Origin of the sequence: Streptomyces sp. Ru72 (genome assembly GCF_002920635.1) — a bacterium.
GTDB lineage: Bacteria > Actinomycetota > Actinomycetes > Streptomycetales > Streptomycetaceae > Streptomyces.
The window spans coordinates 36,074-61,226 of the sequence record NZ_PQSR01000037.1 but is presented as its reverse complement, the minus strand read 5'-3'; the positions used below and the strand labels follow the sequence as shown (position 1 = coordinate 61,226).

Here is a 25,153-nt window from a genome sequence, read left to right as displayed (position 1 = left end):
GCGGCCGGACATGCTGTTCGCGGACCGCGGCTACGATCACGACAAGTTACCGGCGGCTGCTCCGGCAACGCGGCATCCGTCCGGCGATCGCCGAACGGGGCCAGCCTCACGGTTCTGGCCTGGGCATCTTCCGTTGGGTGGTCGAGAGGACGATCGCCTGGCTGCACGGCTTCCGCCGCCTGCGCATCCGCTGGGAACGACGCGACGACATCCACGAAGCCTTCCTCGGCCTCGCCACCTGCCTGATCACCTACCGCCACGTCCAACGCCTTTGTTAGGACCTCTAAAGCCGTCCCCGGGGTGAACGGGCACTTCCAGGACGGCCGGTCGTAGACCGCGAACGCCTCACCCGGCAGCCCCTTCGACGGGCAGACCCCGCACGCCGGATGATCCTCGCCCTGGGCGACAGGCTCACTCATAACGGCACGGTACTGAACTTGATTGGGTGATGTCGGGGCGGATCGTCTGACAGCCGTCGGTCGGTTCCGGTAGCCCTGTGGGCGTGAGGTACGCGCAGGGCGGTGGGCTGACCGACGCCGAGAGGGCCGCGCGGGAGCGGTTACGGCTGCAGGCCCTGGAACGTTTCGAGCGCGAGCAGAAGAACGGGGAGATCGCCGCCGCGCTGCGGGTGAGCGAGCGGTCGGTGGAGCGGTGGCGCCGGGCCTGGCGCGAACGCGGCGAGGCCGGGGTGCTGTCGAAGGGGTCACCGGGTCGACCGAGGCTCAGCGAGGCCCAGATCTTGAGGTTGGAACGGGAGTTGGAGCGCGGCCCGCTCGCCCACGGCTGGGCCGACCAGCGGTGGACTCTCGCGCGGATCAAGACGCTGATTGGCCGGCTGTTCCACATCTCGTACACGGTCGAGGGCACGTGGCAGCTACTCAAGAGGCACGGCTGGTCGTGGCAGCAGCCCACCCGTCGGGCCATCGAGCGCGATGACGAGGCCGTTGAGGTGTGGAAGAAGGAGACCTGGCTGCGGGTAAGAGCATCGCGGCGGAGCGCGGCGCCTGGCTGATCTTTGAGGACGAGCCGGTCAGTCGATGACGCCGCCGCGTGCCAGGACGTGGGGCCGGATCGGCCAGACTCCCGTCGTGCGGGTGCGAGGCCGAGGCTCTGGACGGCTGTCGATGGCGGGCATGTTATAAGCCAGGTGAGCGGTCCCGGCTGATCTATGCGGTGCGCGAGTACCGGGGCTGCAAGGACGAGCCGAAGGGCTTCGGCTGGCGGGACTTCCGCGACCTGATCGTCCGCGCCCGGAGCCAGCTCGGCGGTCCGATTGTGCTGGTCTGGGACAACGTCCGCCTTCACCTGACCGCCGGGATACGGGAGTTCATCGCCGCGAACGCCGACTGGCTCATTGTCTTCCAGCTGCCGACCTACGCCCCCGACCTCAACCCGACCGAGGGGGTCTGGTCCCTGGTCAAGCGCGACATCGGCAACCTCGCTGCCGCCGACCTCAGGAAGATCACCCGGGCGGTGAAGCGCAGGCTCAAACAGATCCAGTATCGGCCCGACCTGGTCGACGGCTGCCTGGGCGGCGCCGGCCTGATCATGGATGATTGACCGCATCCGGTCGGCTCTCATGAACGCCAAGTCCGGGCAACCGCTGTGCATCCTCCCGCTCCAGGCCGCTGGCGGCCTGTCCCCAAACACGCCGCCGTTCGCTGGGCTGCGTGACCTGGAGGACAGAAGCCGTCACGGTCTTACCGACATCGCTGTTGAAGCCTGGCTGCCCGCGTCAAACCCGATTACTGATGATCACCTTACCGAATACGGATCCTGACGCGTAGTAGCGGAATGCCTCCGGGGCCTTGTCGAACGGGAAGGCTCGGTCGATCACCGGACGGATCCGCTTCTGCTCGACGAGCCGGTTCATCGCCAGGAACTGGGTCCGGCTGCCGACGGCGAGTGCGCGCACGGTGGCACCGGAGCCGAACAGTATTCGGGGATCGATCGGCGGTGCGGTCTCGGCGAGGAAGCCGACGCAGGCGACGTGGCCTGCGACCCTCACTGCCTTGAGTGATTGTTCGAGCAGGCCTGCGACGTCGACCACGCGATCGGCGCCCTGGCTGTCGGTCAGCTCACGCACTCTGCTGGCCCAGTCGGGAATGGCTTTGTAGTCGATCACCTCGTCTGCTCCGAGTTCGGCCAGGCGTTGCGCCTTGGCCGGGCTGCTGGTGGTGGCGATCACGCGGGCCCCGAGGGCCTTACCGAGTTGGAGGGCGAACAAGGACACTCCGCCGGAGCCGAGGGTGAGCAGGGTCTGCCCGGGTCGCAGGCCGTCGCCGTCACCGGTCAGGGCGTTCCAGGCGGTGACCGCGGCGCAGGGCAATGCCGCGGCCTCGTCGAAGGACAGGTGCTCGGGCACGGGCACGAGGGCGGTTTCGTCGATCAGGGCGAGCTCGGTGAGCATGCCGTCCAGCGAGCCGCCGAGCTGCGGGAGGTGCTGGATGCCGAACGGGCCGTCCTGCCAGCTCGGGAAGACCGTGCCGGCTACCCGCTCTCCGACCCGCACCGCCGTGACACCGGGGCCAACCGCCACCACCTCGCCGGCCCCGTCGGCCACCGGGACCACGTCGGGTTTCACCGGGAGTACGTAGTCGCCGCGCAGCACCATCAGGTCGCGATAGCTCAAGGCGGCGGCGCGTATGGCGACCAGGACCTGCCCTGGGCCGGGGACCGGATCTGCATGCTCACGGATTGCCAGGCCGTCGATCTCGGCGCCGCTGTCGACGTGGTAACTACGCATGGAACGGTGCACCTTTCTCGTGTCCTGCTCGGCTGCCGCTCACGTGTCGGCGTCCGAGTCGGTGGCCAACGGGACTTCGCCGGCGGTCTTGCTGTAACCGAAGGCCTCCACGATCAAGCCGTCCTCGACGCGCATGAGGTTCACGCCGCGCACGGAGTCGGTGGGCCCGTCGCCGAAGCGGTAGCGCCAGCGGATCGTCGCCCGGTCGCCCGCGACGGCCACGTCCTCGGGCTGGAACTGGGTCGTGCGGTCGGCCGCGAGCACCCGCCAGAAGGCGAGACACGCCTCCCGGCCTTCGTAGCGATCACCGTCCGGCGCGGGCTGGATCGCCTCCATGACGCAGTCTTCGCCCACCAGGTCGTCGAGTGCGTCGGGCTCGTGGTGGACGAACGCGTAGTTGAAGCGGTCGATGACAGCGGCGGTCGTGTGAGGCCGCATAGCCACCCCCTGATAGATAGAACAGTCGGTCTAATTGAATGTATAGAACGGTTGATCTACTGGTCAACCACTGGCAGGCTGGCACCCATGAGCATTCGTACGGAACCAGGACCACGCGAGCGCCTTCTGGAGGCGGCGCAGGAGCTGACCTACCGCCATGGCGTCGGCGTGGGTGTGGACGCCCTGCTCAAAAGCGCGAATGTGGCCCGTCGGTCGCTCTACGAGCACTTCGGCGGAAAGGACGGCCTGATCGCCGAGGTCCTGCGCCGTAGCGCCGCCGAGGACGAGGCCGGCTACGAGCAGACCATGCGGGCCGCCGGCGACGATCCACGCGAGCGCCTGCTGGCCGTCTTCGACAAGCTCGCCACCGTCGTCACCGAGCCGAACTTCCGGGGCTGTCGGTATCTCGCCGCCGACCTGGCCCTGGCCGACCCCGCCCATCCGGGACATGCCATCACCCGCCGATACCGTGAGCGCGTGAGCAGGCTCCTGGCAGACGAGCTCGTCAGGCTCGGCCATCCCCATCCCGCCCACGCCGCCGACCAGCTCCTGCTGCTCATCGACGGAGCCCTGGCGGCCGGAGCCACCCGCCCCGACACCAACCCGGTCCTATCCGCGCGGGAGCTAGCCGAGCAGCTCCTCGCGCAGCGCGGCAACCAGGACGACCCGGCGCGCCCGACCCAGCTCGCTCCGTAACGGCAGGTCACTACACGAAACACACACCGAGTCGGGCAGCGCGTGCCCAGGAAAGGCTGCGAACCGCCCGACATCGCGAGTTCATGTTCAGTAGCGCCATCGTGGGAAACCACCGGACAGCGCGTGACGCGAGCGTGACCGCCGCAAGCCGCGACCGTTGAGCTTACGTGTCCGCCACACGACGGCTGACGGCGGAAGACCCCGGGCTGTCATGGCCTCACCCCAACCCGGGGTCCTCCGCCCTCCCCAAGGCCCCGTCCGGCACGTCGCCCTACTGGTCGCCGCCCGGGCTGTCGTCTTCGTCCGGGCTGTGCTGTTCGAGCCAGCGCTGGGCTTCGGTGTTCTGCCACATGACGCCGCGCTGGATCTGCTCATGCGTCAGGCCGCTCTCCCGGGCCAGGTCCTCCTCGCTGACCCCCTCGGGATGCCTCCGCAGCACCCGGGCGATCTTCCCGGCCCATAGTTCGGCGTCCACGAACGGGCGGCGTTTGTACTGCTCGACCAGATCCTCGAGGTGCTCGCGTGAGCACCCGACCAGCATCCGCTTGCCGTCGTACTTCGACTCCACCGCGTGGATCGCGGAGGAGTCACGCACCAGCGCGTACCACTCGGTGCTGTCAGAGACCACAGCTCCGCACAGATCGCAGATCTCCGGCTCGGCTTCTTCCTCGCCGCCGGCCTCCGGCCCGTCGTCCTCCCTCACTGGCTGCCTGCCTCATCAGTCGCTGGTGGAAGTTGTTCTCCGGCTGCTTCGAGGACCCTCGGTGCCACCGTCGACGGGTCGCCACCGGCCACCCATCGGAAGCGGGCCATTATCATCACTTCGTCGACGCTGTCGTGTACGAATCCGTCGATGATGCCGAGGCCGCCGGGGCGTTCGCGGAAGACGACCTCGCCCGGCTCGTCTTCATCGGCGATCTGCTGATGGTCCCCGGTGTTGGGACAGCCCACGAACTCGTACACCCAGTGCCCCATGTGTTGCCTCCTTCGGGAACCAACGAGATCTGCGCTGATCAGTCAGGCACGAAGGCTGTTGATACGCCCGAACAGTGCAGTGGGGGCTGCACCAGAGCGCGGGTGCAGCCCCCACCTGCTGGAGGAGAGGCAGGGCCTCGCCCTCTCAACGATCACGAGCCGTGTAGGTGTCTGCAACAGGGTCTTCGCCCAATCGCTGGATCCGGTGCTGCCCCGGCGCTGCCACGACCCGGCGATGCCCCGTGAGGTTTTTAGCCCATTGGTGACGCTGATGATGCGATGCCCGGCATGTGGGATTGGTCAGGTGGTGAGTGCTTGGCGCAGGGTTTCGCGGCAGTCGATGACGGCATCAACGCCGACGATCTGCAGGGTGCGCATCACGGCCTCGGTCGGTGCGGCCAGGCGTAGCCAGCCGCTGGCCTCGGTGAGGTGCGGTGGGCGGCGATGAGGATGTTGATGCCGGTGGAGTCCATGAAGGTGACCCGGCTCAGATCGACCACGATGCGGGGGCGGGGAGCGTCGGAGGCGTCCAGGGCCTGGCGGAGCGTCTGGCTGGTGTGGTGGTCGATCTCTCCCGCCAAGGTCAGCACGCGGATGCCGTCGGTGGTGTTGGAGACAACCGACAGCTGTCCTGGCTGTACAGCGTGTTCGGTGTTCGCTATCTCTCCCTCGGCCATGTGCGTGATACTGGCACACCGAGACCTTCACCTGCACTGCTGCCCTGTACAGAGCGGGTAATGCCCTCGCGACCAGGGCGTAAAGCGTGTACCAAGCATGCGTGGGTACGCGCGGGGTGTGAACGGGGTAGGAGAGACGAGCCGCGATGGAACCAGCCCCCGTGGGTGAGGACAGTGCGGTACCGGATGATCAGGCCGTACAGGCCACAGTGGCTCTGGAAGGCGACGGCATGTGCATTGCCCGCGCCCGCCATCTCGCCGTCGGCTTCCTCACGCGCGTCCAGGCCGAGCGCGGTTTGCCAGTCTCGCAGCGTGCCATGGACCTGACCCAGCTGGCGGTCAGTGAGCTGGTGACCAATGCCCGCAAGTACGCGCCGGGACCGGTGCTGATGGACCTGCGCATCGTCGGCGACGCGGTGGAGGTCGTGGTGTGGGACTGCGATCCGGTGCTGCCGGTGGCCCGGGCCGCCGACGCGGGCCGGGTGGGACAGCACGGTCTGGAGATCGTGATGGCCGTCGCCCAGGGCTTCGAAGTGCAGCGGGAGCCGGTGGGTATGCGCATCCACCGCCCGCATCGCCCTGCTGGACGACCCGGGCGGCGCCGTCGCCGGGCACCGGCCCCTGTAGGACGACGCGGTCGCCCCCGTCAGCCGGGGGGTGAGCCGGTGGCGTGGCGGGCTAGCGCTGCGTGGAGTTCCCCGAGGTTGACGGCCGGCGTCTTCGCGCCCGCTGGCGATCAGGACAGGCCAGAGGCTCTGAGGACCGCCTGGGCCGTCTCGCCGTCGATCTGCCGACCCAGGTGCTCCAGGACGTCCGTTCCTTGGCGGAGTGTCCCGCGCTCGAGGGAGCGGCGGACGCCGGTGTCGAGTTCGTGCCAGAGGAAGGGGTTGGTGGCGAGGACGCGTGGGTCGAGTTCCAGACGGTGGCCGTACGCGTCCCTCAGAACGAGGTGGGTGCTGACGTCGCCGTACTGCTGTAGGGACGTCAGGGCGTCGGTCCGTACGGTCTGTCGGCGCAGTGGGCTGCGTACGGCCAGCCAGCCAGGACCCGCCGTCACGCGGTGCGGCAGCAGCATGACGAAGATCGCGGCGGACAGGGCGGTCCACAGTAGCGCGCGGGGTGCGGTTAGGGTGCTGGCGTCCCAGTCGATGAGCAGGGTCAGCGCGGCGAAGACGCCAGCACAGAGGGCCGCGAGCCGGGCGCTGCCGCTCCAGTGGCGGTCGCCGACCGGTCCTGGCGGACTTCTCCTGCGCATAATGCCGACGGTAGGCGGGTGTGTATGCGGGGGCACGTGCCGCTGACGCTGTTCTAACGCCGCAGGCACCGATCTTGACGGGATCCTGACGCCTGCGCCCGGCTCAGCCCACATGGACCCTCGGGCGCAGCTCCCGGTCCGCCTCCGCCTCGCGCAGCACCTCGCGGGTGACCGGGGCCACCTCGCCCTGGCCGAAGAGGAAGAAGCGGAGGAAGTTGGCGTACGGGCCGCCTTCGGTCCACTCGAAGTAGATGTGCGGGGTGCGGCCGGTCGTGTCGCGGACGCGGAGGAGCAGCGCGGCCAGGGCGTTCGGAATGGACGACGACTCCAGCGTCAGTACGCGGTACCGGTCGTGCAGCACTTCCCCGCGCACCGTCAGGCCGGCCTCGAATTCGGAGGGGTCGGTGACGGTCACCTCGACGAAGACGAAGTCCTCCTGACTGGGGATGTCGTTGTCCTGTCGGATCTGCTCGATCTTGGCGCGGTACTCGCGGGCGTCCCGCTCACCGGGCTCGTTGGCGACGAACCGGATCTTGCGGTGGGACATGTCCCGAATGAAACGTTCCGCCATGTCGTCCAGCGTCACATGAGTGACGCGAAGTTCGAAGGCTCGAGCGAGCCGGGACAGCAGCGACACCAGGATGATGCCGGCGATGAAGCAGGCGCCGATCTTCACACCGTCCGGCCGTTCGATGACGTTGACGACGGTGACGTACAGCAGGACCGCCGATACGACCGCGAAGCCGATGGTCCAACCCCGTTGGCGGGCCTTGCGCGCTGCGATGGTCATCGCGATCGCCGCCGACGACATCAGCACCAGGACGCCGGTGGCGTAGGCGCCGCCCTGGGCGTCGACGTTGGCGTCGAAGGTCCAGGTGACCAGGAAGGCGATCAGGGGTGAAGACGATGACCATGGGGCGCACCGCGCGGGCCCAGTGCGGGGCCATGCCGTAGCGGGGCAGGTAGCGGGGCATCAGGTTGAGCAGCCCGGCCATGGCGGAGGCACCCGCGAACCACAGGATCGCGATCGTCGAGACGTCGTAGAGGGTGCCGAGACCGCCGCCCAGATACTCGTGGGCGAGGTACGCCAGCGCACGGCCGTTGGCCTGGCCGCCCGGCTCGAACTCCTTCGCCGGGATCAGCACGGTGGTGATGAAGCTGGTGGTGATCAGGAAGACGCTCATGATCAGCGCGGCGGCCGTGAGCAGTTTCTTGGTGTCGCGGATCCGGCCCGCGGGCTGGTCCTCGGTGTCGCCGGGGTCGCCCTGGACGTGGGGCATGACGGCGACGCCGGTCTCGAAGCCGGACAGGCCGAGCGCGAGCTTCGGGAAGACCAGCAGGGAGACGCCGATCATGGCGAGGACGTTGCCGTGCTCGGTGGTCAGGGCGCCGGTCCAGTCGGTGACCACGTGGCCACGCGCACTTCGGGGCGTGGATGGCCGCCCTCGACCAGGTGACGGACATCAACCGCGAACACTTCGCGGCCTCCGTCCGTGCGGGCAGGTCGGCGGTGAGCGACCTGCTGCCCTGGGTAGACGGCCTGCTGTTCGCGGCGATGCTCCTCACCGTGCTCGGACTGCGGCCGAGGTTGGCCGAGTTCCGCTGACCGTGGCTCCTTCAGGCGTCTGTCAGCCGGGCCTCCTCCAGGTCCAGGGACCGCTGGAGCCGCCGTCGGGTCGTGTTGCTGATGCGGTGTCGTCGTACAGGCGTTGAAGTTCCGCCGTCTCCACCGCGATCAGGTCGCGGCGCAGCTGACGGTGGACCAGGTCATTGGGCTCGGTGGGCACGCCGCCGCCGTTGCTTTCGGCGAGGCGGTCGCGGGCGTCGTCGAGACGGGCGGTCAGGGCGCGGCGGAGCCGGTCGAGGACGATCTCCGGTACGGCTTCCAGTTCCGCGAGTTCCTCCAGCCTGGCGAGTCCGGCATGGGCGAGGCGGGAGCGGGCCTCGACCTCTTCCCGTTCGGTGTGGGCGGGCTCCAGGGCGATGCCGGAGCGGCGGACGACCGGGGCGAGGGTGAAGCCCTGCACGACGAGGGTGACGACCACGACCGAGGTCGTCAGGACGAGGACCAGCGGCCGGTCCGTGAGCGCGGTGCCGTTCTTCGCGACCTCGGGGATGGACAGGGCGGCGGCCAGCGGCATCACCCCTCGGGTGCCGGCCAGGTGAGGACCATCGGCACCCGCCAGTTCATGCGGCTGACGCCGCCCTTGCGCTGGACGACCGCCGACAGGGGCGCGAGCCACAGCATGCGTACGGCGATGAGCGTGACGGCGACGGCGAGGGCGTACAGCGGCCAGGACCGGTCGCCGTCGGACAACGCCCGCACCTCCGCGGGCAGGGCCAGCCCGATGAGGCTGAAGACGACGCTCTCCAGCAGGAATACCACCGTGCCGTAGACGGCGTGCAGCTGGAGCCTGATGCGGGCGTTGGTGAGCCGGTCGCCCCGCCCGCCCAGGACCACCCCGGCCACCACCACCGACGTCACGCCCGAGGTGTGCGCGGCCTCCGCGAGCAGGTAGGCGGCGTACGGGGTGACCAGGGCGATCACCTTCTCCAGGACCGGGTCCTCGGTTCGGCGCCGGATCAGCGTCACCACTCCGGCCAGGGCCGCGCCGATCACCGTGCCGCCGCCCGCGGGCAGCAGGAACTCGCCACCCGCCGCACCCCGATGGGCGGCCGCCGAGGCCACGGCGACGCCCGCCGCCACCCGGACCAGCACCAGGGAGGTCGCGTCGTTGAAGAGGCTCTCCGCCTGCACCAGGACCTGGACCTTCGGCGGCAGGGCCAGCCTGCGGCCGAGCGCGGTGACCGCCACCGGGTCGGTGCTGGCCAGGACCGCGCCCAGCACGATGCCACAACAGAGGCGTCACCAGCGACGCCACTGCGGCCACCGCCGCGGCGGAGGCCAGGACCAGGCCGATCGCGAGGATCCCGACCGGCTGCCACACCGCGCGCAGCTCCCGCCAGGGCATGTCCTCGGCGCTCGCGTAGAGCAGGGGAGGCAGCACGACCAGGCCGATGATGTCGGGACTGATTTCGATCTGCGGGGTGCCCGGCAGCAGCGCCACGACGAGACCCGCGACCACAAGCAGTGAGGGAGCGGGGGATACGCCACCGGCGGGCGAAGGTGGCCACCACCGTGGCCAGGACGACGAGGGCGAGAACCGTCCCCGCACTGCGCATGCCGCCCCCTGAAGCTGCGATCGGAGCCACCGTGGCTCCCCGCCGACCAGACTTCCCGGCACACCGCTGTCACCCAATCGGGCCAGTGGCACGTCAAGACAGTGTCAACGTCCCGGTGACCAGCGCCAAGAAAGCGCTGACAGCCGCCCTGACCGGCCCGCGGAAGTGCTTCCGTCAAAGGAGTCCCCTTCTGCACAGGGGAGTTGATCCAGTGAGCGGAGCGCGTCGGCGGCGATGAACGGTGACGTACGGCGAGGACGGCCGAAGGTCTACCTGAGGCGGCCCCGGAGCGGCAAGACCTGTCGGATGCTCGACGAGGGGTGGCGCCGCGCCGCCCACGGGGCGGACGTGAGCGGAGTGCGACGGGCGCCCGCACACGCAGGCGATGCTCGACGGCCTCGAGGTCGTCCCGCGCGCCCGCTGCTCCTACCGGAGCGGACATTTCGAGGAAATGGACCTGGGCGCAGTACTCACCCGTCGCCCGCGGGCGTCGACGAGTCCGCCCACAGCAATTCCCCCGGGAGGGCCGCAACCCTAAGCGTTGGCAGGACACCAAGGTGCCGGAAGGGGCGGCCGCTTCGGACCTCCCCTCCTGCGTTGGATCAGGATGCTTCCTGGACCCGGTTGAAGAGACGGCCGGCAAGGTCGACGCCTGTGATCGCGCCGTTGGCGTCGCGGGAGAAGTAGCCGCGCTGTCCCTTGAGGCCTCCTTCGGTGACGATGTACTCGTCGCCGTCGCCGGGAAGGAAGCCGATGGCCGCGGCCGGGTGGTCCGGGGGCATTTCCTCGTCCGATGCCTCGCGGATCTCCGGCTTGATCCCGACCGCCAGGGTGAGACGGGTGCCGTCGGTGTCGATGTCGAGGTTTATGGCGTCGATCTCGTAGCGGCCGACGACCTGTTGGGCCTGTTCCTCGTCGTATGGGAGCGGCTCCACCGTCTTCTCGACGATGCCGAGGTAGTGCTCGAGTGCCCACCGTAGGACGGACTGGTTGAAGGGATAGCCGTCCGGGCCGACGTTGGCCAGGGAGACCACCGCGAAGTTGCGCTCGGGCACGATGAGCAGTTCGGCGAACTGGCCGTTACCCGAGCCGCCTTGGCCGATCCCGTGTAGGCCGTCCAGGTCGCGCAGGAACCAGCAGATGCCGAAGCCGTCGCCGAGCGTGCTGCGCGCAGCTCGACCGTCTGCTCCCGCATGCGGTGCAGCTCCGCCGCGGGCAGCACGCCCTCGCCGTCGCCGAGGTGGAACCGTGCCCAGCGCAGCAGATCGCTCACCGAGGAGGCGAGGCCGCCGCCGGGGTTGTCGCCGCGCGCGCCCTCCTTGAACGCTCCCCAGGGCCGGGCGGGGCGCAGTTCGCCGTCGTCGCCGCGGTTGTAGCCCACGGCGAACTTGCGGACCATCACCTCGGACAGGCCGTACACGGTGTCCGCAAGGCCCACCGGCTCCAGGACGAGCGAGGCCATGGCCCGCTCGAAAGGCAGGTCCGTGACCTTCTCGACGATCCGCCCGGCCAGGTTGTATCCGGCCTGGCTGTAGGAGGCGCGGGTCCCGGGCGGTGCGATCAGCGGCAGCTGGGGCAGCTTCGCCACGAGCCCGGCCAGGGAGCGGTCGCCTTCGCCGTCGTCGATCAGGTTCCAGTCCAGGCCCGCGGTGTGGTTGAGCAGGTTCAGGACGGTGATCTGCCCCGCGGCCTGCTCGTCTGCAAGCTTCAACTCGGGCACGTAGCGCCGCACCGGCGCATCCAGGTCCACCTTCTCCTCGGCGATCAGGCGCATCAGCGCGGTCGCAGTGAAGGTCTTGGACACTGACGCCGCAGGGAACAGCGTCTTCTCGTCGACCGGCAGCGGATTGCTGAGGCTCGTCACGCCGTGCGAGACGTAGATCTCCTGGCCGTCCAGGAGCACCCCCACGGCGGCGCCAGGAACTCCCAGCTCCGTGGCCTGCGCCTTGACGAACTCCGACAGCTTGTCCTGCGACATTGCTCCCCCTCCGGTCACTTGAACTAAGTACGAGCGAGCGTAGGCCGCTACTCGAACAAAGTGCAAGTCTTGCGTGAACTAAGTTCAAGTAAGGTGATGGCCATGCCGCGAGACACCCTGACCGCAGACCGGATCGTCCGTGCGGCCATCGAGCTGCTCGACGACGAGGGACTGGACGGCCTCAACATGCGAAGCCTGGCGAAACGGCTCGGCTCGGCCGCCACGGCCGTCTACTGGCACATCAAGACCAAGGACGACCTGGTCCGACTCGCTAGCGACGCGATTTGGCACGAGGTCGAGCTGCCCGATCTCGACGCCACCGACTGGCGCACGGCCGCCACCGCCCATGCCTCCGGCATGCACGCGATGCTCACCCGGCACCCCTGGCTCGTCCAGGCATACGGCAGCCACCTCCTGCACGGACCCCGCCAGGCCCGGCACAACGACCTCAGCCTCGCCATATACGAAAAGGCGGGCTTCGCCGCCGCCGACGCGGACCGGGCGGCCGCCACCGTGTTCACCTTCGTACTCGGCAGCGCGCTCGGCCCTGCCGCACAGGTCGCGCTCAACCGCCGGCTGAGCAAGAACGGCGCAGACGTTGAGCAACTGATGGCCGACGCCATGACCCGCGCCACCGAGACCGCCATGCAATTCCCGCGCCTGCGCGAACGCCTCAGCACCAGGGCCGCCACGGAGTACGCCGCAGCGCCCGACAACACCTTCGCGTTCGGCTTTCATTGCCTCCTCGACGGCTTCGAGGCCCGCCTCACCGCCGATCGCGCCGGCCGGCGCGAGTGACCCGAGCCCGGGCAACACCCGCCCGCCCGGCCCATTCCCCCTTCCCGGCTTCGCGTCGACGCACAAAGAAGGGCGAGGTGAGGCGGGTCGATCGTGATCACGGCCTGGCAGTGTGGAGGCTCACCGCAGTGCGAGCACAAGGCCGACTCCGTTCGCAACCCGAAGCGCGGTTCCAACGGAGGACGCCCCCCGAAGTTCGACAAGATCGACTACCGCGAGCGCCACGCGGTCGAGTGCGGCATCAACCGCCTCAAGAGGCATCGGGCCGTGGCCACAAGCTACGACAAACTCCCGGTCCGCTACGAGGCAACCGTCCTCGTCGCCGCCATTAGCGAATGGTTGTGACCAGCGCCATCGAGAACGATCCAGTAGCGGCGCTTGACCCCGATCTCGGTGCTGCGCACATCTTCCAGAACGCCGCCGTTGCTCTCGATGGTGCGCGCCGAACCGACGTTGCCATCGTCACAGGTGAGAAGGACCCGGTCCAGACCGAGCCCCGGCGCCTTGAGCAGGACCTCTCCCAGCGCCCACGTAGCCAGTCCCTGTCTCCTGGCAGAGGGCCGAATGCTGTAGCCGATGTGTCCGCCGCCTTCGAGCAGAAAGGCGTTCAGATAGTGCCGAAGGTCAATGGCCCCCAGGTAGGTCTCGTCGTCGACGATCCACCAGTGGGTGGCGTGGACGCGTCCTTCCCCGACAGGCAGAGACCGGTCTGACTGCTGGCGCAGTCGCTCGACCCATGTGGCGAACCCTTCCGGGCTGTCAAGGTCATCGTCGGCAACCAGACGCAGGCCGGCGCCATCTTGGTGGGCACCCGGCTGCCACTCATCGCGCGCCGTGAGCCACGAGGAATGCAGTCGTTCCGTGGGGGCGATGAGTTCAGCCATGCGAGCGACGATAACAGCCGCACACGCGACGTGATCAGGAACTTTGTATCGGATCGGGCCTCTGGCGTGATCACATGATGCTCAGAGGGAGCAGAAGGACTTACCAGACTACCGAAATGCGAAACTCCTACCGATCACGATCCCTCAAGCCGAGCCGCAGGTAACTCCATGCGGACGGGGATGCCGTCGATGGTCTCGGTCCGGGCGGCGGGCGCTACCTCGACCGGCACGCCGAGCTGGGTGGCGGGCGCTACCTCGACCGGCACGCCGAGCTGGGTGGCGATGTGTGTACAGGCCGGTGGACACGTCCGGGGTTCATGACAGCTACATCAGCGGCCAGAATCCTGGGAGCCAAAGGGCGCGCGGAAGCGGCGGGAAGGCACGGATGCGGATCTTGGCGGTCGAGGACAAGCCCAGATGCGGGACCTGCGGCGCCCGGCCCTGAAGGAGGAGGGCGGCAGGCGGCCGCTGCGTCATCGAGGATCGTCTTGATCTCATTCAGGGAGAGCGCGACCCCCACGGAACGCCTCGGTCAGACCAGGGGCGCCGCCGAACTCGACGGTCAACTCGGTGACGCGGGCGACCCGTTGCTCGTCGCGGCGGTCGCCTCGCTGACCACCCTCACCCACGGCTACGCGGCCCTCGCCCTTCTTCTCGGCGCGGGCGGTCTCACGGTCGATGCGTCGCGAGAGGCTGCGCAATGCGGTCGCCCCCGCACAGCAGCAGGCCGTCGGCTGCCGCCTTCCGGGCGCCCTCGTCCCGTCGGTACCACAGCCGGGGGTTGCGCACGAGGACGTCCGGGTCGATCTGCACTCGGCCGCCGAGCGCGTCCCGTAGCAGGAGCCGTGGGGAGACGCCGTCCAGCCAGCGGACGGACACCAGCAGCTCCGTACGGACCCGGCGCTCGCGCAGCAACCGGCGCGAGGCCAGCCGGCCCTCGCTGGCAGAGACCTGGGCGGGGTACAGCACGAGGAGCAGGAGCAGCGCCAGGGCGAGCCACAGGGCCCCGCGCCGCAGCGCCCGTCGGCCCGATCCCCAGTCGATGAGCAGGAGCAGGACGAGCAGCGCGCCGGCGCAGCGGACGGAGTCCTTCACGTCCCGGGCCCAGCGGAGGTCGTGCGCGGTGTCACCGGATGTGTCTGCGCGAGCATCCTCCGGCGCCTTGCGCGCGTGGTCGCGGCGTCCCATGCCGGTGACCGTAGACATACGGGCAGCCGGATCAACGCCTCTTGACGCCACTCTGACGAATCTGGGGCAGGTCTTGGCGCTCCCATTGCGGAGCGTCCGCGAGCGATGGAAAGCCCATCTGTCGTCATGACTGCCCTGTGACGCCCCTCACGGATACGCAGGGGCTACTCGCCGGTATGGATCAGCGCCCGTAAGAGTCCCGTCAAAGCTGTGGCGCCCGCCGTATGAGGGCCGTCAAGGGACGACCGAATCCGGCCGGAGAAGCGGTTTCCTCTAACCGTTCTTGTTCCACCCGAACCTCAAACCAGGAGTTCACGATGGCCGATCTGGCCTTCGTCGTCATCACGCTGGCGGCCTTCGCGCTGGTGGCCCTCGCCGCAAAGGGGGTGACCAAGCTGTGACCGTCGAGAACATCGTCGGCTTGGTCGTGGCCGTCGCCCTGCTGGGCTATCTCGTCCTCGCCCTGATCTTCCCGGAGAGGTTCTGACGGTGACATCAGCTGCTACCGCAGCGGGCGACATGGGTCCCGTACCTGCCGGCGTGCTCCAACTGCTCGCCCTCATCGGCGCGCTGGCGCTCGCCTACATCCCGCTCGGCGACTACATGGCCAAGGTCTTCTCCTCCGACAAGCACTGGCGCGTCGAGAAGTGGATCTACAAGGGCATCGGCTCCAACCCGGACGCGGACATGCACTGGCCGGCCTACCTGCGCGGTCTGCTCGCCTTCTCCGCGGTCAGTGTCCTGTTCCTCTACCTGCTCCAGCGACTCCAGGGCGTGCTGCCGCTGTCGCTGGGCTTCAAATCGATCGACCCGGCGCAGGCGTTCAACACAGCCGCGTCGTTCGTCACCAACACCGACTGGCAGTCGTACTCCGGCGAGCAGACCATGGGGCACGTCGTGCAGACCGCCGGGCTGGCCGTGCAGAACTTCGTCTCCGCCGCGGTGGGTATCGCGGTGGCCGTGGCGCTGGTGCGCGGCTTCGCACGGAAGCGCACCGGTGAACTGGGCAACTTCTGGACCGACCTGGTGCGCGGCACGATCCGCATCCTGGTGCCGGGCGCGGCCATCGCCGCGATCGTCCTCGTGGCGTGCGGCGTCATCCAGAACTTCTCCGGCATCCACGAGGTCGGTCAGTTCCTGGGCGGCTCGCAGCAGTGGAACGGCGGCGCGGTCGCCTCCCAGGAGGCCATCAAGGAGTTCGGCACGAACGGCGGTGGCTACTTCAACGCCAACTCCGCCCACCCGTTCGAGAACCCGACCCCGTTCACCAACCTCTTCGAGATCTTCCTGCTGCTGGTGATCCCGTTCTCGCTGACCCGGACCTTCGGAGTGATCGTCGGCTCGGTCAAGCAGGGCTACGCGATCCTCGCGACCATGGCCACCATCGGGGTCGGGTTCGTCGCCCTCATGATGTGGAGCGAGTTCGCCCACCACGGCCCTGCCCTGCAGCTCGCGGGCGGTGCGATGGAGGGCAAGGAGGTCCGCTTCGGCGTCGGATCGTCGTCGATCTTCGCGACGTCGACCACCCTGACGTCGACGGGTGCGGTGGACTCCTTCCACTCCTCCTTCACCGGTCTCGGCGGCGGCATCGCCATGCTCGGCATGATGCTGGGCGAGATCGCGCCCGGCGGTACCGGCTCCGGCCTCTACGGCATGCTCGTCATGGCCGTGATCGCGGTGTTCATCGCCGGTCTGATGGTCGGCCGCACACCGGAGTACCTGGGCAAGAAGATCGGCTCCCGCGAGATCAAGCTGGCGGCCTGCTACATCCTCATCACTCCGGCCCTGGTCCTCGTCTTCACCGCGGCATCCATGGCCCTGCCCACACCCCCGCACTCGATGCTCAACTCCGGGGCCCACGGCTTCTCCGAGGTGCTGTACGCCTTCACGTCCGCGTCGAACAACAACGGTTCGGCCTTCGCCGGCCTGAACGCGAACACGGACTGGTTCAACACCATGACCGGGCTCGCGATGATCCTCGGCCGCTTCCTGCCGATGGTGTTCGTGCTCGCCCTGGCCGGCTCGCTGGCCGAGCAGAAGCCGGTCCCGTTCACCGCGGGCACCCTGCGCACCGAGAAGCCGCTGTTCACCGGCCTGCTAGTGGGCGCCATTCTGATCATCACCGGTCTGACGTACTTCCCGGCCCTCGCGCTGGGCCCGCTGGCCGAGGGGCTGGCGTCATGACCACTGGTAAACACGAGCAAGAGGACTCGATGTCCACAGCCACTCCGACCCGGGCGCCGCACAGCGACGTGCCCACCGGGCACAAGCCTGCCGAGGGCCGTGTCGGCGCGGGCCTCTTCGATCCCAAGCAGCTCGTCAAGTCGCTGCCGGACGCCTTCCGCAAGCTCGACCCCCGGGTGATGGTCAAGTCCCCCGTGATGTTCGTGGTGTGGATCGGCTCCGTGCTGACGACGCTGTTCTCCTTCAAGGACCCGGGCGACTGGTTCGGCTGGGCGATCAGCGCCTGGCTGTGGCTGACCGTCGTCTTCGCCAACCTGGCGGAGGCGGTCGCCGAGGGCCGCGGCAAGGCGCAGGCAGACACGTTGCGCAAGGCCAAGACCGACACCGTGGCCAGGCGTCTCGTGGGCGACACCGAGGAGCGGGTCCCGGGCACCGACCTGAAGATCGGTGACCTCGTCGTGTGCGAGGCAGGCGACATCATCCCCGGCGACGGTGACGTTGTCGAAGGCGTCGCCTCCGTCGACGAGTCGGCCATCACCGGCGAGTCGGCACCCGTGATCCGCGAGTCTGGCGGCGACCGCAGCGCCGTCACCGGCGGTACGAAGGTCCTCTCCGACCGCATCGTCATCAAGATCACGACAAAGCCCGGTGAGACATTCATCGACCGGATGATCAACCTGGTCGAAGGCGCGGCCCGGCAGAAGACGCCGAACGAGATCGCGCTGAACATCCTGCTGGCGTCGCTGACCATCGTCTTCCTGCTCGCGGTGGCGACGCTGCCGCCGTTCGCGACCTATGCGGGAACGCATCTGACGATGGTCGTCCTGGTGGCTCTTCTAGTCTGCCTCATCCCGACGACGATCGGCGCGCTGCTGTCCGCGATCGGCATCGCCGGCATGGACCGTCTCGTCCAGCGCAACGTCCTCGCGATGTCGGGCCGCGCGGTCGAGGCCGCCGGAGACGTCTCCACCCTGCTGCTCGACAAGACGGGCACCATCACCCTCGGCAACCGCCAGGCGTCCGAGTTCGTGCCGATGCACGGCACCACTCAGGCCGAGGTCGCCGACGCCGCCCAGCTTTCGTCGCTGGCCGACGAGACGCCGGAGGGCCGCTCCATCGTCGTCCTGGCGAAGGAGAAGTACGGGCTGCGCGAGCGGCACCAGGGCGAACTGGTCGGCGCCGAGTGGATCGCCTTCACCGCCCAGACCCGCATGTCGGGTGTGGACGTCGACGGCCGGAAGATCCGCAAGGGCGCGGCCGGTTCCGTCATCGCCTGGGTCGAGGAGCACGACGGAACCGTCGCAGCGGACGTCGGCGAGATCACCAACCGGATCTCCGAGGCGGGCGGCACCCCACTGCTCGTCGCCATGCACGACGACAAGGGCGCCCGCGTGCTGGGCGTGATCCATCTGAAGGACGTCGTCAAGGAGGGCATGCGCGAGCGGTTCGACGAGCTGCGCCGTATGGGCATCAAGACCGTCATGATCACCGGCGATAACCCGCTGACCGCGAAGGCGATCGCCGAGGAGGCGGGCGTCGACGACTTCCTCGCCGAGGCCACCCCCGACGACAAGATGGCCCTCATCAAGCGGGAGCAGGCCGGCGGCAAGCTGGTCGCGATGACCGGCGACGGCACGAACGACGCCCCCGCCCTCGCACAGGCGGACGTCGGCGTGGCCATGAACACCGGCACGTCAGCCGCCAAGGAGGCCGGCAACGTGGTCGACCTGGACTCCAACCCGACCAAGCTCATCGAGATCGTCGAGATCGGCAAGCAGCTCCTGATCACCCGGGGCGCGCTCACGACGTTCTCCATCGCCAACGACGTCGCGAAGTACTTCGCGATCATCCCGGCGCTGTTCGCGGCGGTCTACCCGGGGCTGGACAAGCTGAACATCATGCACCTGGCCTCGCCGGACTCGGCGATCCTGTCGGCGGTCGTCTTCAACGCGCTGATCATCATCGCGTTGGTGCCGCTGTCCCTGAAGGGCGTGCAGTACCGGCCGATGAGCGCGGACAGGATGCTGCGCCGCAACCTCGCGATCTACGGCGTCGGCGGTCTCATCGCGCCTTTCATCGGCATCAAGATCATCGACATGCTCATCTCCCTCATCCCCGGAATCGGCTGATCGCCATGAACAACTCGGTAACCAACATCGCCAGGTTGCTCTGGGCGGGCCTGCGCGCCCTCCTCGTGCTGACCCTGGTGACGGGCGTCATCTACCCGCTGGTGATCACCGGCATCGCCCAGGGGCTGTTCAGCAGCAAGGCCAACGGCTCGGAGATCAAGGCGGACGGCAAGGTCGTCGGCTCGTCCCTGATCGGACAGTCGTACAACCTGCCGCTCAAGAAGGGGCAGCAGACCCCGGACGCCGACCTGAAGTGGTTCCAGGGCCGTCCGGCGAACGGCCTCGGCGCGAACAGTGTGAACACGCGGTACAAGCTGCTCGTGTCCGGCGCCACCAACCTCTCCGCCGACAGCAAGGTGCTCATCAAGCAGGTCGAGGACGCTAAGGCCGCTGTCATCAAGGACAATGCGGTACCCGGCTACACCGTCAAGCCGTCCCAGGTGCCTGCCGACGCGGTGACGTCCTCCGGCTCGGGTCTGGACCCGGACATCTCCCCGCAGTACGCGGAACTCCAGGTCCACCGGGTCGCGGAGAGGAACGGCCTGTCCGTCGCCGAGGTGGAGAAGCTGGTCGAGGACCACACGGAGGGCCGCACTCTCGGCTTCATGGGCGAGCCCCGCGTGAACGTCCTGGAACTCAACATCGCGCTCAAGGACCTTGTGGCGAAGCACTGATGGCCTTACGCGATACGCGCGGGAGTTGGCGGCCGACGAGCAGTCCCGGTGCCGTCAACTCCCGCAGCCGCGACGTCGGGTGCGCGGCTCCCGGCTCGCCTGGCCCGACGTACGACAGGAAGGGCACACACCCATGACCCGGGTGCTCGTGGTGGAGGACGACTCGCAGCTCGTTCGCGCCCTCGTGATCAACCTGCAGGCCCGCCAGTACGGCGTCGACGCGGCGCCCGACGGCGCCACCGCGCTCCGCCTGGCGGCCGCTCGCCAGCCGGACGTGGTGCTGCTCGACCTCGGGCTGCCCGACATGGACGGCACCGATGTGATCAGAGCGCTGCGTGGCTGGACCCGGGTACCGATCCTCGTGCTGTCCGCCCGCCAGGCGTCCGACGAGAAGGTGGTAGCCCTCGATGTGGGGGCCGACGACTACATCACCAAGCCGTTCAGCATGGACGAACTGCTCGCCCGGCTGCGGGCGGCCGTCCGGCGCACGGAAGCCGCGCCGCTGGCCCCGGAGACGACACTGGTGAAGACGGACGACTTCACCATCGACCTGCTCGCCAAGAAGGTCCACCGGGACGGACGCGACGTACGCCTGACACCCACCGAATGGCACCTGCTGGAGATCCTCGCCACCAACCCGGGCCGCCTGATCACACAGAAGCACCTGCTGCGGGAGGTCTGGGGGGTCTCCCAGAGCAACAAGACCAACTACCTGCGGGTCTACATGGCCCAGCTACGGCGCAAAATGGAAACCGACCCCGCCCACCCCCGCTATCTCGTCACCGAACCCGGCATGGGTTACCGCTTCGAAGGATGACCATGGCACGCGGCAAGCTCCGGATCTACCTCGGCGCGGCTCCCGGCGTCGGCAAGACCTACGCGATGCTCTCCGAGGCGCACCGCCGGGTGGAGCGGGGCACCGACTGCGTGGTCGCCTTCGTCGAGCACCACGACCGCCCGCGCACCGAGGTGATGCTGCACGGCCTGGAGCAGACGCCGCGCAAGGAGTTGCGGTACCGGGACAGCACGTTCACCGAGATGGACGTCGACGCAGTCCTCGCGCGGCACCCCGAGGTCGCGCTCGTCGACGAACTCGCCCACATCAACATCCCCGGCTCACGCAACGCCAAGCGCTGGCAGGACGTGGAGGAGCTGCTCGCCGCAGGCATCAATGTGGTCTCCACCGTCAACATCCAGCACCTGGAGTCGCTGGGCGACGTCGTCGAGTCGATAACGGGGATACGGCAGCGAGAGACCGTGCCGGACGAGGTCGTGCGCCGCGCCGACCAGATAGAGCTGGTCGACATGTCTCCGCAGGCTCTGCGCCGCCGCATGGCACACGGCAACATCTACAAGCCCGACAAGGTCGACGCCGCTCTGTCCAACTACTTCCGGCCCGGAAACCTCACCGCCCTGCGGGAACTGGCCCTGCTGTGGGTGGCCGACCGGGTCGACGCCTACCTGCAGGAGTACCGCAGCGAGCACCGCGTCTCCACGATCTGGGGCTCGCGCGAGCGGATCGTGGTCGGCCTGACAGGGGGTCCCGAGGGGCGCACGCTCATCCGCCGGGCGGCGCGGCTGGCCGAGAAGGGCGCCGGCGGCGAGGTGCTGGCCGTCTACATCTCCAGCAGCGACGGTCTGACCTCCGCCTCCCCGAAGGAGCTGGCCGTCCAGCGCACTCTCGTGGAGGACCTCGGCGGCACCTTTCACCAGGTCGTCGGCGACGACGTTCCCGCCGCACTGCTGGACTTCGCACGCGGCGTGAACGCCACCCAGATCGTCCTCGGCGTCTCCCGCCGCAAGGGCTGGCAGTACGTTCTCGGACCCGGCGTCGGCGCCACGGTCGCGCGCGACTCCGGCCCCGACCTCGACGTCCACCTCATCACGCACGACGAGGCGGGCAAGGGCCGCGGCCTGCCAGTTGCCAGGGGCGCACGGCTTGGTCGGTCCCGGATCGTGTGGGGCTGGCTGGTCGGCCTCGGCGGACCCGCGCTGCTGACCTGGCTGCTGAGCAGCGTTTTCCCCGAGGTGGGGATCGCCAACGACATGCTGCTGTTCCTGACGATGACGGTGGCGGCGGCCCTGCTCGGCGGCCTGTTCCCGGCGCTGGCATCGGCGGTGGCGGGCTCCTTGCTGATCAACTGGTACTTCACCCCGCCGGTCCACACCTGGACGATCGCGGATCCCAAAAACATCGTCGCCATCGCGGTGTTCTTCGGGGTCGCCGTGTCCGTGGCATCCGTGGTCGACCTGGCAGCCCGCCGCACCCATCAGGCGGCACGACTGAGAGCCGAGTCGGAGATCCTCTCCCTCCTCGCCGGTAACGTCCTGCGCGGCGAGACCAGCCTGGAAGCCCTCCTGGAACGGGTCCGCGAGACCTTCGGCATGGAATCCGTGGCACTGCTCGAACGCGAGAGCGACGTGGCGCCCTGGGCCTGCGCCGGCAGCGTGGGCCCCGGGCCCTGCGCCACCCCCGACGAAGCGGACGTCGACGTACCGGCCGGCGACCGCATGTCACTGGTGCTCTCCGGCCGGGTCCTACCGGCAGAGGACCGCCGGGTCCTGGGCGCCTTCGCTGCCCAGGCCGCGGTCGTCCTGGACCGCCAGCGCCTCCAGCAGGAGGCGCACCAGGCCAAGGAACTGGCCGAGGGAAACCGCATCCGCACCGCCCTGCTCGCCGCTGTCAGCCACGACCTGCGCACCCCGCTCGCCGGTGTCAAGGCCGCAGTGACATCCCTCCGCTCGGACGACGTCGAATGGTCTGAGGAAGACCAGGCGGAACTCCTGGCGGCCATCGAGGAAGGCGCCGACCGCCTCGACCACCTCGTGGGCAACCTGCTCGACATGTCCCGCCTGCAGACCGGCACCGTCACCCCGATCATCCGCGAGACCGACCTCGACGAGGTGATCCCGATGGCGCTCGGCGGCGTCCCCGACGGCAGCGTGCACCTGGACATCCCGGAGACCCTGCCCATGGTCGACGTGGACAAGGGACTGCTGGAACGGTCGGTCGCCAACGTCGTCGAGAACGCTGTCAAGTACAGCCCGCCCGGCACTCCGGTGCTGGTGGCGGCCAGCGCCATCGCCGACCGTGTCGAAGTGCGGGTCGTCGACCGAGGCCCGGGCGTCCCCGACTCGGCCAAGGACCGCATCTTCGAGCCCTTCCAGCGCTACGGCGACTCCCCGCGCGGTGCCGGCGTCGGCCTCGGCCTCGCGGTCGCCCGCGGATTCGCCGAGGCCGTGGGCGGCACCCTGCACGCCGAGGACACCCCCGGCGGGGGCCTCACAATGGTGCTCAGCGTGCCGACGGCACCGGAGCGTCGGCCGGAGCATCCTGAGCGTACGGCCGTGATCACGTCCTGAGGGCCGATGCCCGTGGTGACACGGGGAGCATCTGGTGGACGGCCAACCCGGGCCAGGAAGGCCCTGGAGACGGCGAAGGAGTGGTGGGGCCAGCTGTCTCGAAAGCAGATGGCGGGTAGATCTTCCTGAGAAGCCGGGTACGGCGGCCCACTTCGCGTACGGAGTGCCGGTGTATTCGCGCGGTCGGCGTCACGCGCTGTAGCTGCTGAATGAGCTGAGCCAAGACCGGCTGCATCGCCTGATGGCGAGGGTGCACCATCATGTCGTCGGGATCGTAGGCGTCGGCGTAGAACAAGCTCATCCCGCCAGTGTGACGATCACGACGGTTCCCTGCCGTTGTTTTCCGAGCCGCCGAAGCCATGTTCGAACCCCTTGAGCACGGGATCGAGTTCGGCCGCCGCACTGCACAAAGAGCACAGCCGGGTGCCGGGGTGCTCCGCCGCGTCCAGCGCCTTGTCCAGGGCCAGCACCGGCGCCTCGGCGGGTGCTTAGGTGCACTCCTTGCCCGGCGCGACGTCAGCCGTCTGTTCGGTCGCGGGTATGGACTTGTGCGGGGAGTGCCGCAAGGTCCATCGGGGCCGGAACGACGTGCCGCGGCGGATGGCGAAGCGGCCCAGAACAACGTGGACGGCCACGAAGACGACCTTCAGCAGGATGATCGCCACGACTGCGTTGACGGCCCAGCCGGTCCACGTCGACGCGGCCAGTGCGGCTCCGCCCAGACCCAGGTGGACGGCGACGACCACGGCGCCGACCGCCATCAGTCCTATGGTCCTGCCGCGGCCCGGGCGCTTTGCAGTTTCGGTTTCGGGAGCGGAGGCTGGGCTGGCCGCTTCGCCGGGTGGGCCTGGAGGCGTTTGGGACCGCTGCCAGGTCACCGTCAGCTGGTCACGTCGGCCGATCTTCTCAAGGCGTGCGGTGATGCCGTTTTGGAGTCGCTGCAGAGTGTGCTCGTCGTCGGCGTCGACGCGCAGGCTCAGCGTGTCCGAGGTGGCCTGCAGGGTGAACTGGCCGTCATCGAAACGGATCACGCCGTACGTGTCGGAGTAGTCGACATCTTGCACCGTCGGCGGCATGCCATCGCCGCCGTGGCGGGCGGGCGGCTGGTGACGCATTCGGCTCATCTGGCCAAGGTGGCGGCAGAATTGCACGAGATACCGGCTGGCACGCTCGGTGGGAATGTGGGCTTCGGCGGTCGGCATGACCTTCCTTTCTGTACCGCAGGGTGGTGCCGTCGGAGCGGGCACCGACGGATTGCGCGCACGGATGGGGCTTGCCCTGCGGAGGTTTTCAGTTCCTGGTGAGAGCGGTGCGCCAGCCGCGGATGCCGTCGGTGTAGGCGGGTAGGGCGCTGTCGATCGTGATGGGTTCGACGGCGTCGACCCGCCACCCGTCGGCGAACGCCGTGCGGATCTCGTCTGGTGTCAGCCGGTGCACTCGCCCGGATGGGGTCGGCGGCTCGTCGCGGAAGCAGAGCATGAAGTAGCGCCCGCCGGGTTTCACCGCGGCGTGCAGGCTCTCTGCGTAGGCCGCACGCTCCTGGCCGCGGAAGCCGTGGAAGACCAGGGAGTTCAGGACGACGTCGAACCGCTCGCCGAGGTCGGCCAGACGCCGGGCGTCGTGGCGCAGGAAGCGCGCCTTCAAGCCGCGTTCCTCCGCCTTCTTCGCCGCAGGATCCAGGGCGTTGGTGGCGAGGTCGATGCCGGTGCCTCCAGTCCGAGCCGTGCGGCCATGAGCGTGTGTTCGCCGGTGCCGCAGCCCACCTCCAGCACCCGACCGTGCAGGAGCCCCGCGTCGGCGAGGGCGAGGAAGGCGGGCTGGGGGCGGCCTATGTCCCACGGCGGCGGACTCGCGTACAGCTCCTCGTGCCGGAGACCGGCGTCGGTCGCGCCCTGGCGGCCGGGAGCGTGGTGTGGCCCGGGCCGGGCGGCGCCGACGTCGCGGAACTCGGGATCGGGAGTCGGTTCGTCCGCGAGCTGTGCCAT

General features: G+C 68.8%; 27 protein-coding genes and 4 pseudogenes. 15 read left to right on the top strand and 16 right to left on the bottom strand.

The window, feature by feature from the left end:
* The 3 genes and pseudogenes from C3488_RS19150 to C3488_RS19140 all read left to right on the top strand — a co-directional run.
* Positions 1 to 278 (top strand): annotated as a pseudogene (locus tag C3488_RS19150) (transposase); the annotation flags it as partial.
* 224 nt (positions 279 to 502) lie between these two features.
* Positions 503 to 1,012 (top strand): winged helix-turn-helix domain-containing protein, encoded by a 510-nt coding sequence (locus C3488_RS19145; RefSeq protein ID WP_103840987.1) that lies wholly within the window; start codon positions 503 to 505, stop codon positions 1,010 to 1,012.
* 161 nt (positions 1,013 to 1,173) lie between these two features.
* Positions 1,174 to 1,560, top strand: coding sequence for a transposase (locus C3488_RS19140; protein ID WP_308460674.1), 387 nt, complete (start codon positions 1,174 to 1,176; stop codon positions 1,558 to 1,560).
* Positions 1,561 to 1,735: 175 nt separating this feature from the next.
* Here C3488_RS19140 and C3488_RS19135 read toward each other — a convergent pair whose 3' ends face one another.
* Positions 1,736 to 2,746, bottom strand: a complete 1,011-nt coding sequence (locus tag C3488_RS19135) for an NAD(P)-dependent alcohol dehydrogenase (protein WP_103840977.1) — start codon at positions 2,744 to 2,746, stop codon at positions 1,736 to 1,738.
* A 39-nt stretch (positions 2,747 to 2,785) separates the two neighbouring features.
* Positions 2,786 to 3,184, bottom strand: coding sequence for a nuclear transport factor 2 family protein (locus C3488_RS19130; protein WP_103840975.1), 399 nt, complete (start codon positions 3,182 to 3,184; stop codon positions 2,786 to 2,788).
* Positions 3,185 to 3,271: 87 nt separating this feature from the next.
* Here C3488_RS19130 and C3488_RS19125 point away from each other — a divergent pair, with 87 nt between their 5' ends.
* Positions 3,272 to 3,880, top strand: a complete 609-nt coding sequence (locus C3488_RS19125; RefSeq protein ID WP_103840973.1) for a TetR/AcrR family transcriptional regulator — start codon at positions 3,272 to 3,274, stop codon at positions 3,878 to 3,880.
* Between the two features lie 271 nt (positions 3,881 to 4,151).
* Here C3488_RS19125 and C3488_RS19120 read toward each other — a convergent pair whose 3' ends face one another.
* The 3 genes from C3488_RS19120 to C3488_RS19110 all read right to left on the bottom strand — a co-directional run bounded on the left by C3488_RS19120 (position 4,152) and on the right by C3488_RS19110 (position 5,532).
* Positions 4,152 to 4,583 (bottom strand): hypothetical protein, encoded by a 432-nt coding sequence (locus C3488_RS19120; protein WP_103840971.1) that lies wholly within the window; start codon positions 4,581 to 4,583, stop codon positions 4,152 to 4,154.
* Positions 4,580 to 4,843, bottom strand: a complete 264-nt coding sequence (locus C3488_RS19115) for a hypothetical protein (protein WP_146067889.1) — start codon at positions 4,841 to 4,843, stop codon at positions 4,580 to 4,582. Before C3488_RS19115 ends, C3488_RS19120 begins: the two co-directional genes overlap by 4 nt.
* Positions 4,844 to 5,232: 389 nt before the next feature.
* Positions 5,233 to 5,532, bottom strand: coding sequence for an STAS domain-containing protein (locus C3488_RS19110; protein ID WP_308460673.1), 300 nt, complete (start codon positions 5,530 to 5,532; stop codon positions 5,233 to 5,235).
* 146 nt (positions 5,533 to 5,678) lie between these two features.
* Here C3488_RS19110 and C3488_RS41645 point away from each other — a divergent pair.
* Positions 5,679 to 6,159 (top strand): annotated as a pseudogene (locus C3488_RS41645) (ATP-binding protein).
* Between the two features lie 109 nt (positions 6,160 to 6,268).
* Here the strand turns inward: C3488_RS41645 and C3488_RS19105 are convergent.
* Positions 6,269 to 6,787 carry a hypothetical protein gene (locus C3488_RS19105; RefSeq protein ID WP_103840967.1) on the bottom strand — a complete coding sequence of 173 codons (519 nt, stop codon included), beginning with the start codon at positions 6,785 to 6,787 and terminating at the stop codon, positions 6,269 to 6,271.
* A 103-nt stretch (positions 6,788 to 6,890) separates the two neighbouring features.
* Positions 6,891 to 8,202: pseudogene (locus tag C3488_RS19100) on the bottom strand (amino acid transporter); the annotation flags it as partial.
* Between the two features lie 20 nt (positions 8,203 to 8,222).
* On the opposite strand from C3488_RS19100, the gene C3488_RS40600 reads away from it, so the two are divergent.
* Positions 8,223 to 8,393 carry a hypothetical protein gene (locus C3488_RS40600; RefSeq protein WP_181139083.1) on the top strand — a complete coding sequence of 57 codons (171 nt, stop codon included), beginning with the start codon at positions 8,223 to 8,225 and terminating at the stop codon, positions 8,391 to 8,393.
* An 11-nt stretch (positions 8,394 to 8,404) separates the two neighbouring features.
* On the opposite strand, the pseudogene C3488_RS19095 reads toward C3488_RS40600, so the two are convergent.
* Positions 8,405 to 9,970: pseudogene (locus tag C3488_RS19095) on the bottom strand (Na+/H+ antiporter).
* A 385-nt stretch (positions 9,971 to 10,355) separates the two neighbouring features.
* Between C3488_RS19095 and C3488_RS42605 the strand changes: the two are divergent.
* Positions 10,356 to 10,508 (top strand): hypothetical protein, encoded by a 153-nt coding sequence (locus C3488_RS42605; protein ID WP_374955437.1) that lies wholly within the window; start codon positions 10,356 to 10,358, stop codon positions 10,506 to 10,508.
* Positions 10,509 to 10,572: 64 nt separating this feature from the next.
* Here C3488_RS42605 and C3488_RS41090 read toward each other — a convergent pair whose 3' ends face one another.
* Together C3488_RS41090 and C3488_RS19085 are read right to left on the bottom strand one after the other, a co-directional pair.
* Positions 10,573 to 10,905, bottom strand: coding sequence for a hypothetical protein (locus tag C3488_RS41090; protein WP_219822322.1), 333 nt, complete (start codon positions 10,903 to 10,905; stop codon positions 10,573 to 10,575).
* Positions 10,836 to 11,948 carry a serine hydrolase gene (locus C3488_RS19085; protein WP_219822321.1) on the bottom strand — a complete coding sequence of 371 codons (1,113 nt, stop codon included), beginning with the start codon at positions 11,946 to 11,948 and terminating at the stop codon, positions 10,836 to 10,838. The genes C3488_RS41090 and C3488_RS19085 overlap by 70 nt, the downstream gene beginning before the upstream one ends.
* A 102-nt stretch (positions 11,949 to 12,050) precedes the next feature.
* On the opposite strand from C3488_RS19085, the gene C3488_RS19080 reads away from it, so the two are divergent.
* A complete protein-coding gene (locus C3488_RS19080) occupies positions 12,051 to 12,746 on the top strand; it encodes a TetR/AcrR family transcriptional regulator (protein ID WP_103840965.1) in 696 nt (231 codons plus the stop codon).
* A gap of 299 nt (positions 12,747 to 13,045) precedes the next feature.
* Here the strand turns inward: C3488_RS19080 and C3488_RS19070 are convergent, their stop codons facing one another.
* On the bottom strand, positions 13,046 to 13,630 hold the full coding sequence (locus C3488_RS19070) for a GNAT family N-acetyltransferase (RefSeq protein ID WP_103840963.1): 585 nt from the start codon (positions 13,628 to 13,630) through the stop codon (positions 13,046 to 13,048).
* 669 nt (positions 13,631 to 14,299) lie between these two features.
* Positions 14,300 to 14,818 carry a hypothetical protein gene (locus C3488_RS19065; RefSeq protein WP_258053502.1) on the bottom strand — a complete coding sequence of 173 codons (519 nt, stop codon included), beginning with the start codon at positions 14,816 to 14,818 and terminating at the stop codon, positions 14,300 to 14,302.
* A 224-nt stretch (positions 14,819 to 15,042) separates the two neighbouring features.
* On the opposite strand from C3488_RS19065, the gene C3488_RS40595 reads away from it, so the two are divergent.
* The 7 genes from C3488_RS40595 to C3488_RS19035 all read left to right on the top strand — a co-directional run bounded on the left by C3488_RS40595 (position 15,043) and on the right by C3488_RS19035 (position 23,168).
* Positions 15,043 to 15,219 (top strand): hypothetical protein, encoded by a 177-nt coding sequence (locus tag C3488_RS40595; RefSeq protein ID WP_181139082.1) that lies wholly within the window; start codon positions 15,043 to 15,045, stop codon positions 15,217 to 15,219.
* The gene (kdpF, locus tag C3488_RS19060) at positions 15,216 to 15,305 is read left to right on the top strand and encodes a K(+)-transporting ATPase subunit F (RefSeq protein WP_067057375.1); all 90 of its coding nucleotides are present in this window, start codon (positions 15,216 to 15,218) and stop codon (positions 15,303 to 15,305) included. Before C3488_RS40595 ends, kdpF begins: the two co-directional genes overlap by 4 nt.
* Positions 15,306 to 15,337: 32 nt before the next feature.
* The gene (kdpA, locus tag C3488_RS19055) at positions 15,338 to 17,002 is read left to right on the top strand and encodes a potassium-transporting ATPase subunit KdpA (RefSeq protein ID WP_103840961.1); all 1,665 of its coding nucleotides are present in this window, start codon (positions 15,338 to 15,340) and stop codon (positions 17,000 to 17,002) included.
* Positions 16,999 to 19,131 (top strand): potassium-transporting ATPase subunit KdpB, encoded by a 2,133-nt coding sequence (kdpB, locus tag C3488_RS19050; protein ID WP_258053501.1) that lies wholly within the window; start codon positions 16,999 to 17,001, stop codon positions 19,129 to 19,131. Before kdpA ends, kdpB begins: the two co-directional genes overlap by 4 nt.
* Before the next feature lie 5 nt (positions 19,132 to 19,136).
* Positions 19,137 to 19,805, top strand: coding sequence for a potassium-transporting ATPase subunit C (locus tag C3488_RS19045; protein WP_103840958.1), 669 nt, complete (start codon positions 19,137 to 19,139; stop codon positions 19,803 to 19,805).
* Between the two features lie 133 nt (positions 19,806 to 19,938).
* Entirely contained in the window at positions 19,939 to 20,622 is a 684-nt protein-coding gene (locus tag C3488_RS19040) for a response regulator (RefSeq protein ID WP_103840956.1), read from the top strand.
* Positions 20,623 to 20,624: 2 nt separating this feature from the next.
* On the top strand, positions 20,625 to 23,168 hold the full coding sequence (locus C3488_RS19035; RefSeq protein ID WP_103840954.1) for a sensor histidine kinase KdpD: 2,544 nt from the start codon (positions 20,625 to 20,627) through the stop codon (positions 23,166 to 23,168).
* Positions 23,169 to 23,485: 317 nt separating this feature from the next.
* On the opposite strand, the gene C3488_RS19030 is transcribed toward C3488_RS19035, so the two are convergent.
* From C3488_RS19030 to C3488_RS41635, 4 genes are all read right to left on the bottom strand, one after another.
* Positions 23,486 to 23,638: a hypothetical protein gene (locus C3488_RS19030; protein WP_374955436.1), complete on the bottom strand. Its 153-nt coding sequence runs from the start codon at positions 23,636 to 23,638 to the stop codon at positions 23,486 to 23,488.
* A gap of 18 nt (positions 23,639 to 23,656) precedes the next feature.
* The gene (locus tag C3488_RS42600; RefSeq protein WP_374955435.1) at positions 23,657 to 24,370 is read right to left on the bottom strand and encodes a DUF2218 domain-containing protein; all 714 of its coding nucleotides are present in this window, start codon (positions 24,368 to 24,370) and stop codon (positions 23,657 to 23,659) included.
* 88 nt (positions 24,371 to 24,458) lie between these two features.
* Positions 24,459 to 24,926: a class I SAM-dependent methyltransferase gene (locus C3488_RS19020; protein ID WP_258053504.1), complete on the bottom strand. Its 468-nt coding sequence runs from the start codon at positions 24,924 to 24,926 to the stop codon at positions 24,459 to 24,461.
* Positions 24,809 to 25,153, bottom strand: coding sequence for a class I SAM-dependent methyltransferase (locus C3488_RS41635; protein WP_258053505.1), 345 nt, complete (start codon positions 25,151 to 25,153; stop codon positions 24,809 to 24,811). Before C3488_RS41635 ends, C3488_RS19020 begins: the two co-directional genes overlap by 118 nt.

Coding starts and splice junctions, on each gene's coding strand:
- C3488_RS19130 (WP_103840975.1), bottom strand. CDS start 3,184: ATGCGGCCTCACACGACCGCCGCTGTCATCGACCGCTTCAACTACGCG.
- C3488_RS19065 (WP_258053502.1), bottom strand. CDS start 14,818: ATGGGACGCCGCGACCACGCGCGCAAGGCGCCGGAGGATGCTCGCGCA.
- C3488_RS19085 (WP_219822321.1), bottom strand. CDS start 11,948: ATGTCGCAGGACAAGCTGTCGGAGTTCGTCAAGGCGCAGGCCACGGAG.
- C3488_RS40600 (WP_181139083.1), top strand. CDS start 8,223: ATGGCCGCCCTCGACCAGGTGACGGACATCAACCGCGAACACTTCGCG.
- C3488_RS19045 (WP_103840958.1), top strand. CDS start 19,137: ATGAACAACTCGGTAACCAACATCGCCAGGTTGCTCTGGGCGGGCCTG.
- C3488_RS42605 (WP_374955437.1), top strand. CDS start 10,356: ATGCTCGACGGCCTCGAGGTCGTCCCGCGCGCCCGCTGCTCCTACCGG.
- C3488_RS19035 (WP_103840954.1), top strand. CDS start 20,625: ATGGCACGCGGCAAGCTCCGGATCTACCTCGGCGCGGCTCCCGGCGTC.
- C3488_RS19070 (WP_103840963.1), bottom strand. CDS start 13,630: ATGGCTGAACTCATCGCCCCCACGGAACGACTGCATTCCTCGTGGCTC.
- kdpB (WP_258053501.1), top strand. CDS start 16,999: ATGACCACTGGTAAACACGAGCAAGAGGACTCGATGTCCACAGCCACT.
- kdpA (WP_103840961.1), top strand. CDS start 15,338: ATGGGTCCCGTACCTGCCGGCGTGCTCCAACTGCTCGCCCTCATCGGC.
- C3488_RS19105 (WP_103840967.1), bottom strand. CDS start 6,787: ATGCGCAGGAGAAGTCCGCCAGGACCGGTCGGCGACCGCCACTGGAGC.
- C3488_RS19040 (WP_103840956.1), top strand. CDS start 19,939: ATGACCCGGGTGCTCGTGGTGGAGGACGACTCGCAGCTCGTTCGCGCC.
- C3488_RS19125 (WP_103840973.1), top strand. CDS start 3,272: ATGAGCATTCGTACGGAACCAGGACCACGCGAGCGCCTTCTGGAGGCG.
- C3488_RS42600 (WP_374955435.1), bottom strand. CDS start 24,370: ATGCCGACCGCCGAAGCCCACATTCCCACCGAGCGTGCCAGCCGGTAT.
- C3488_RS19135 (WP_103840977.1), bottom strand. CDS start 2,746: ATGCGTAGTTACCACGTCGACAGCGGCGCCGAGATCGACGGCCTGGCA.
- C3488_RS19110 (WP_308460673.1), bottom strand. CDS start 5,532: ATGGCCGAGGGAGAGATAGCGAACACCGAACACGCTGTACAGCCAGGA.
- C3488_RS40595 (WP_181139082.1), top strand. CDS start 15,043: ATGAGGGCCGTCAAGGGACGACCGAATCCGGCCGGAGAAGCGGTTTCC.
- C3488_RS41635 (WP_258053505.1), bottom strand. CDS start 25,153: ATGGCACAGCTCGCGGACGAACCGACTCCCGATCCCGAGTTCCGCGAC.
- C3488_RS19080 (WP_103840965.1), top strand. CDS start 12,051: ATGCCGCGAGACACCCTGACCGCAGACCGGATCGTCCGTGCGGCCATC.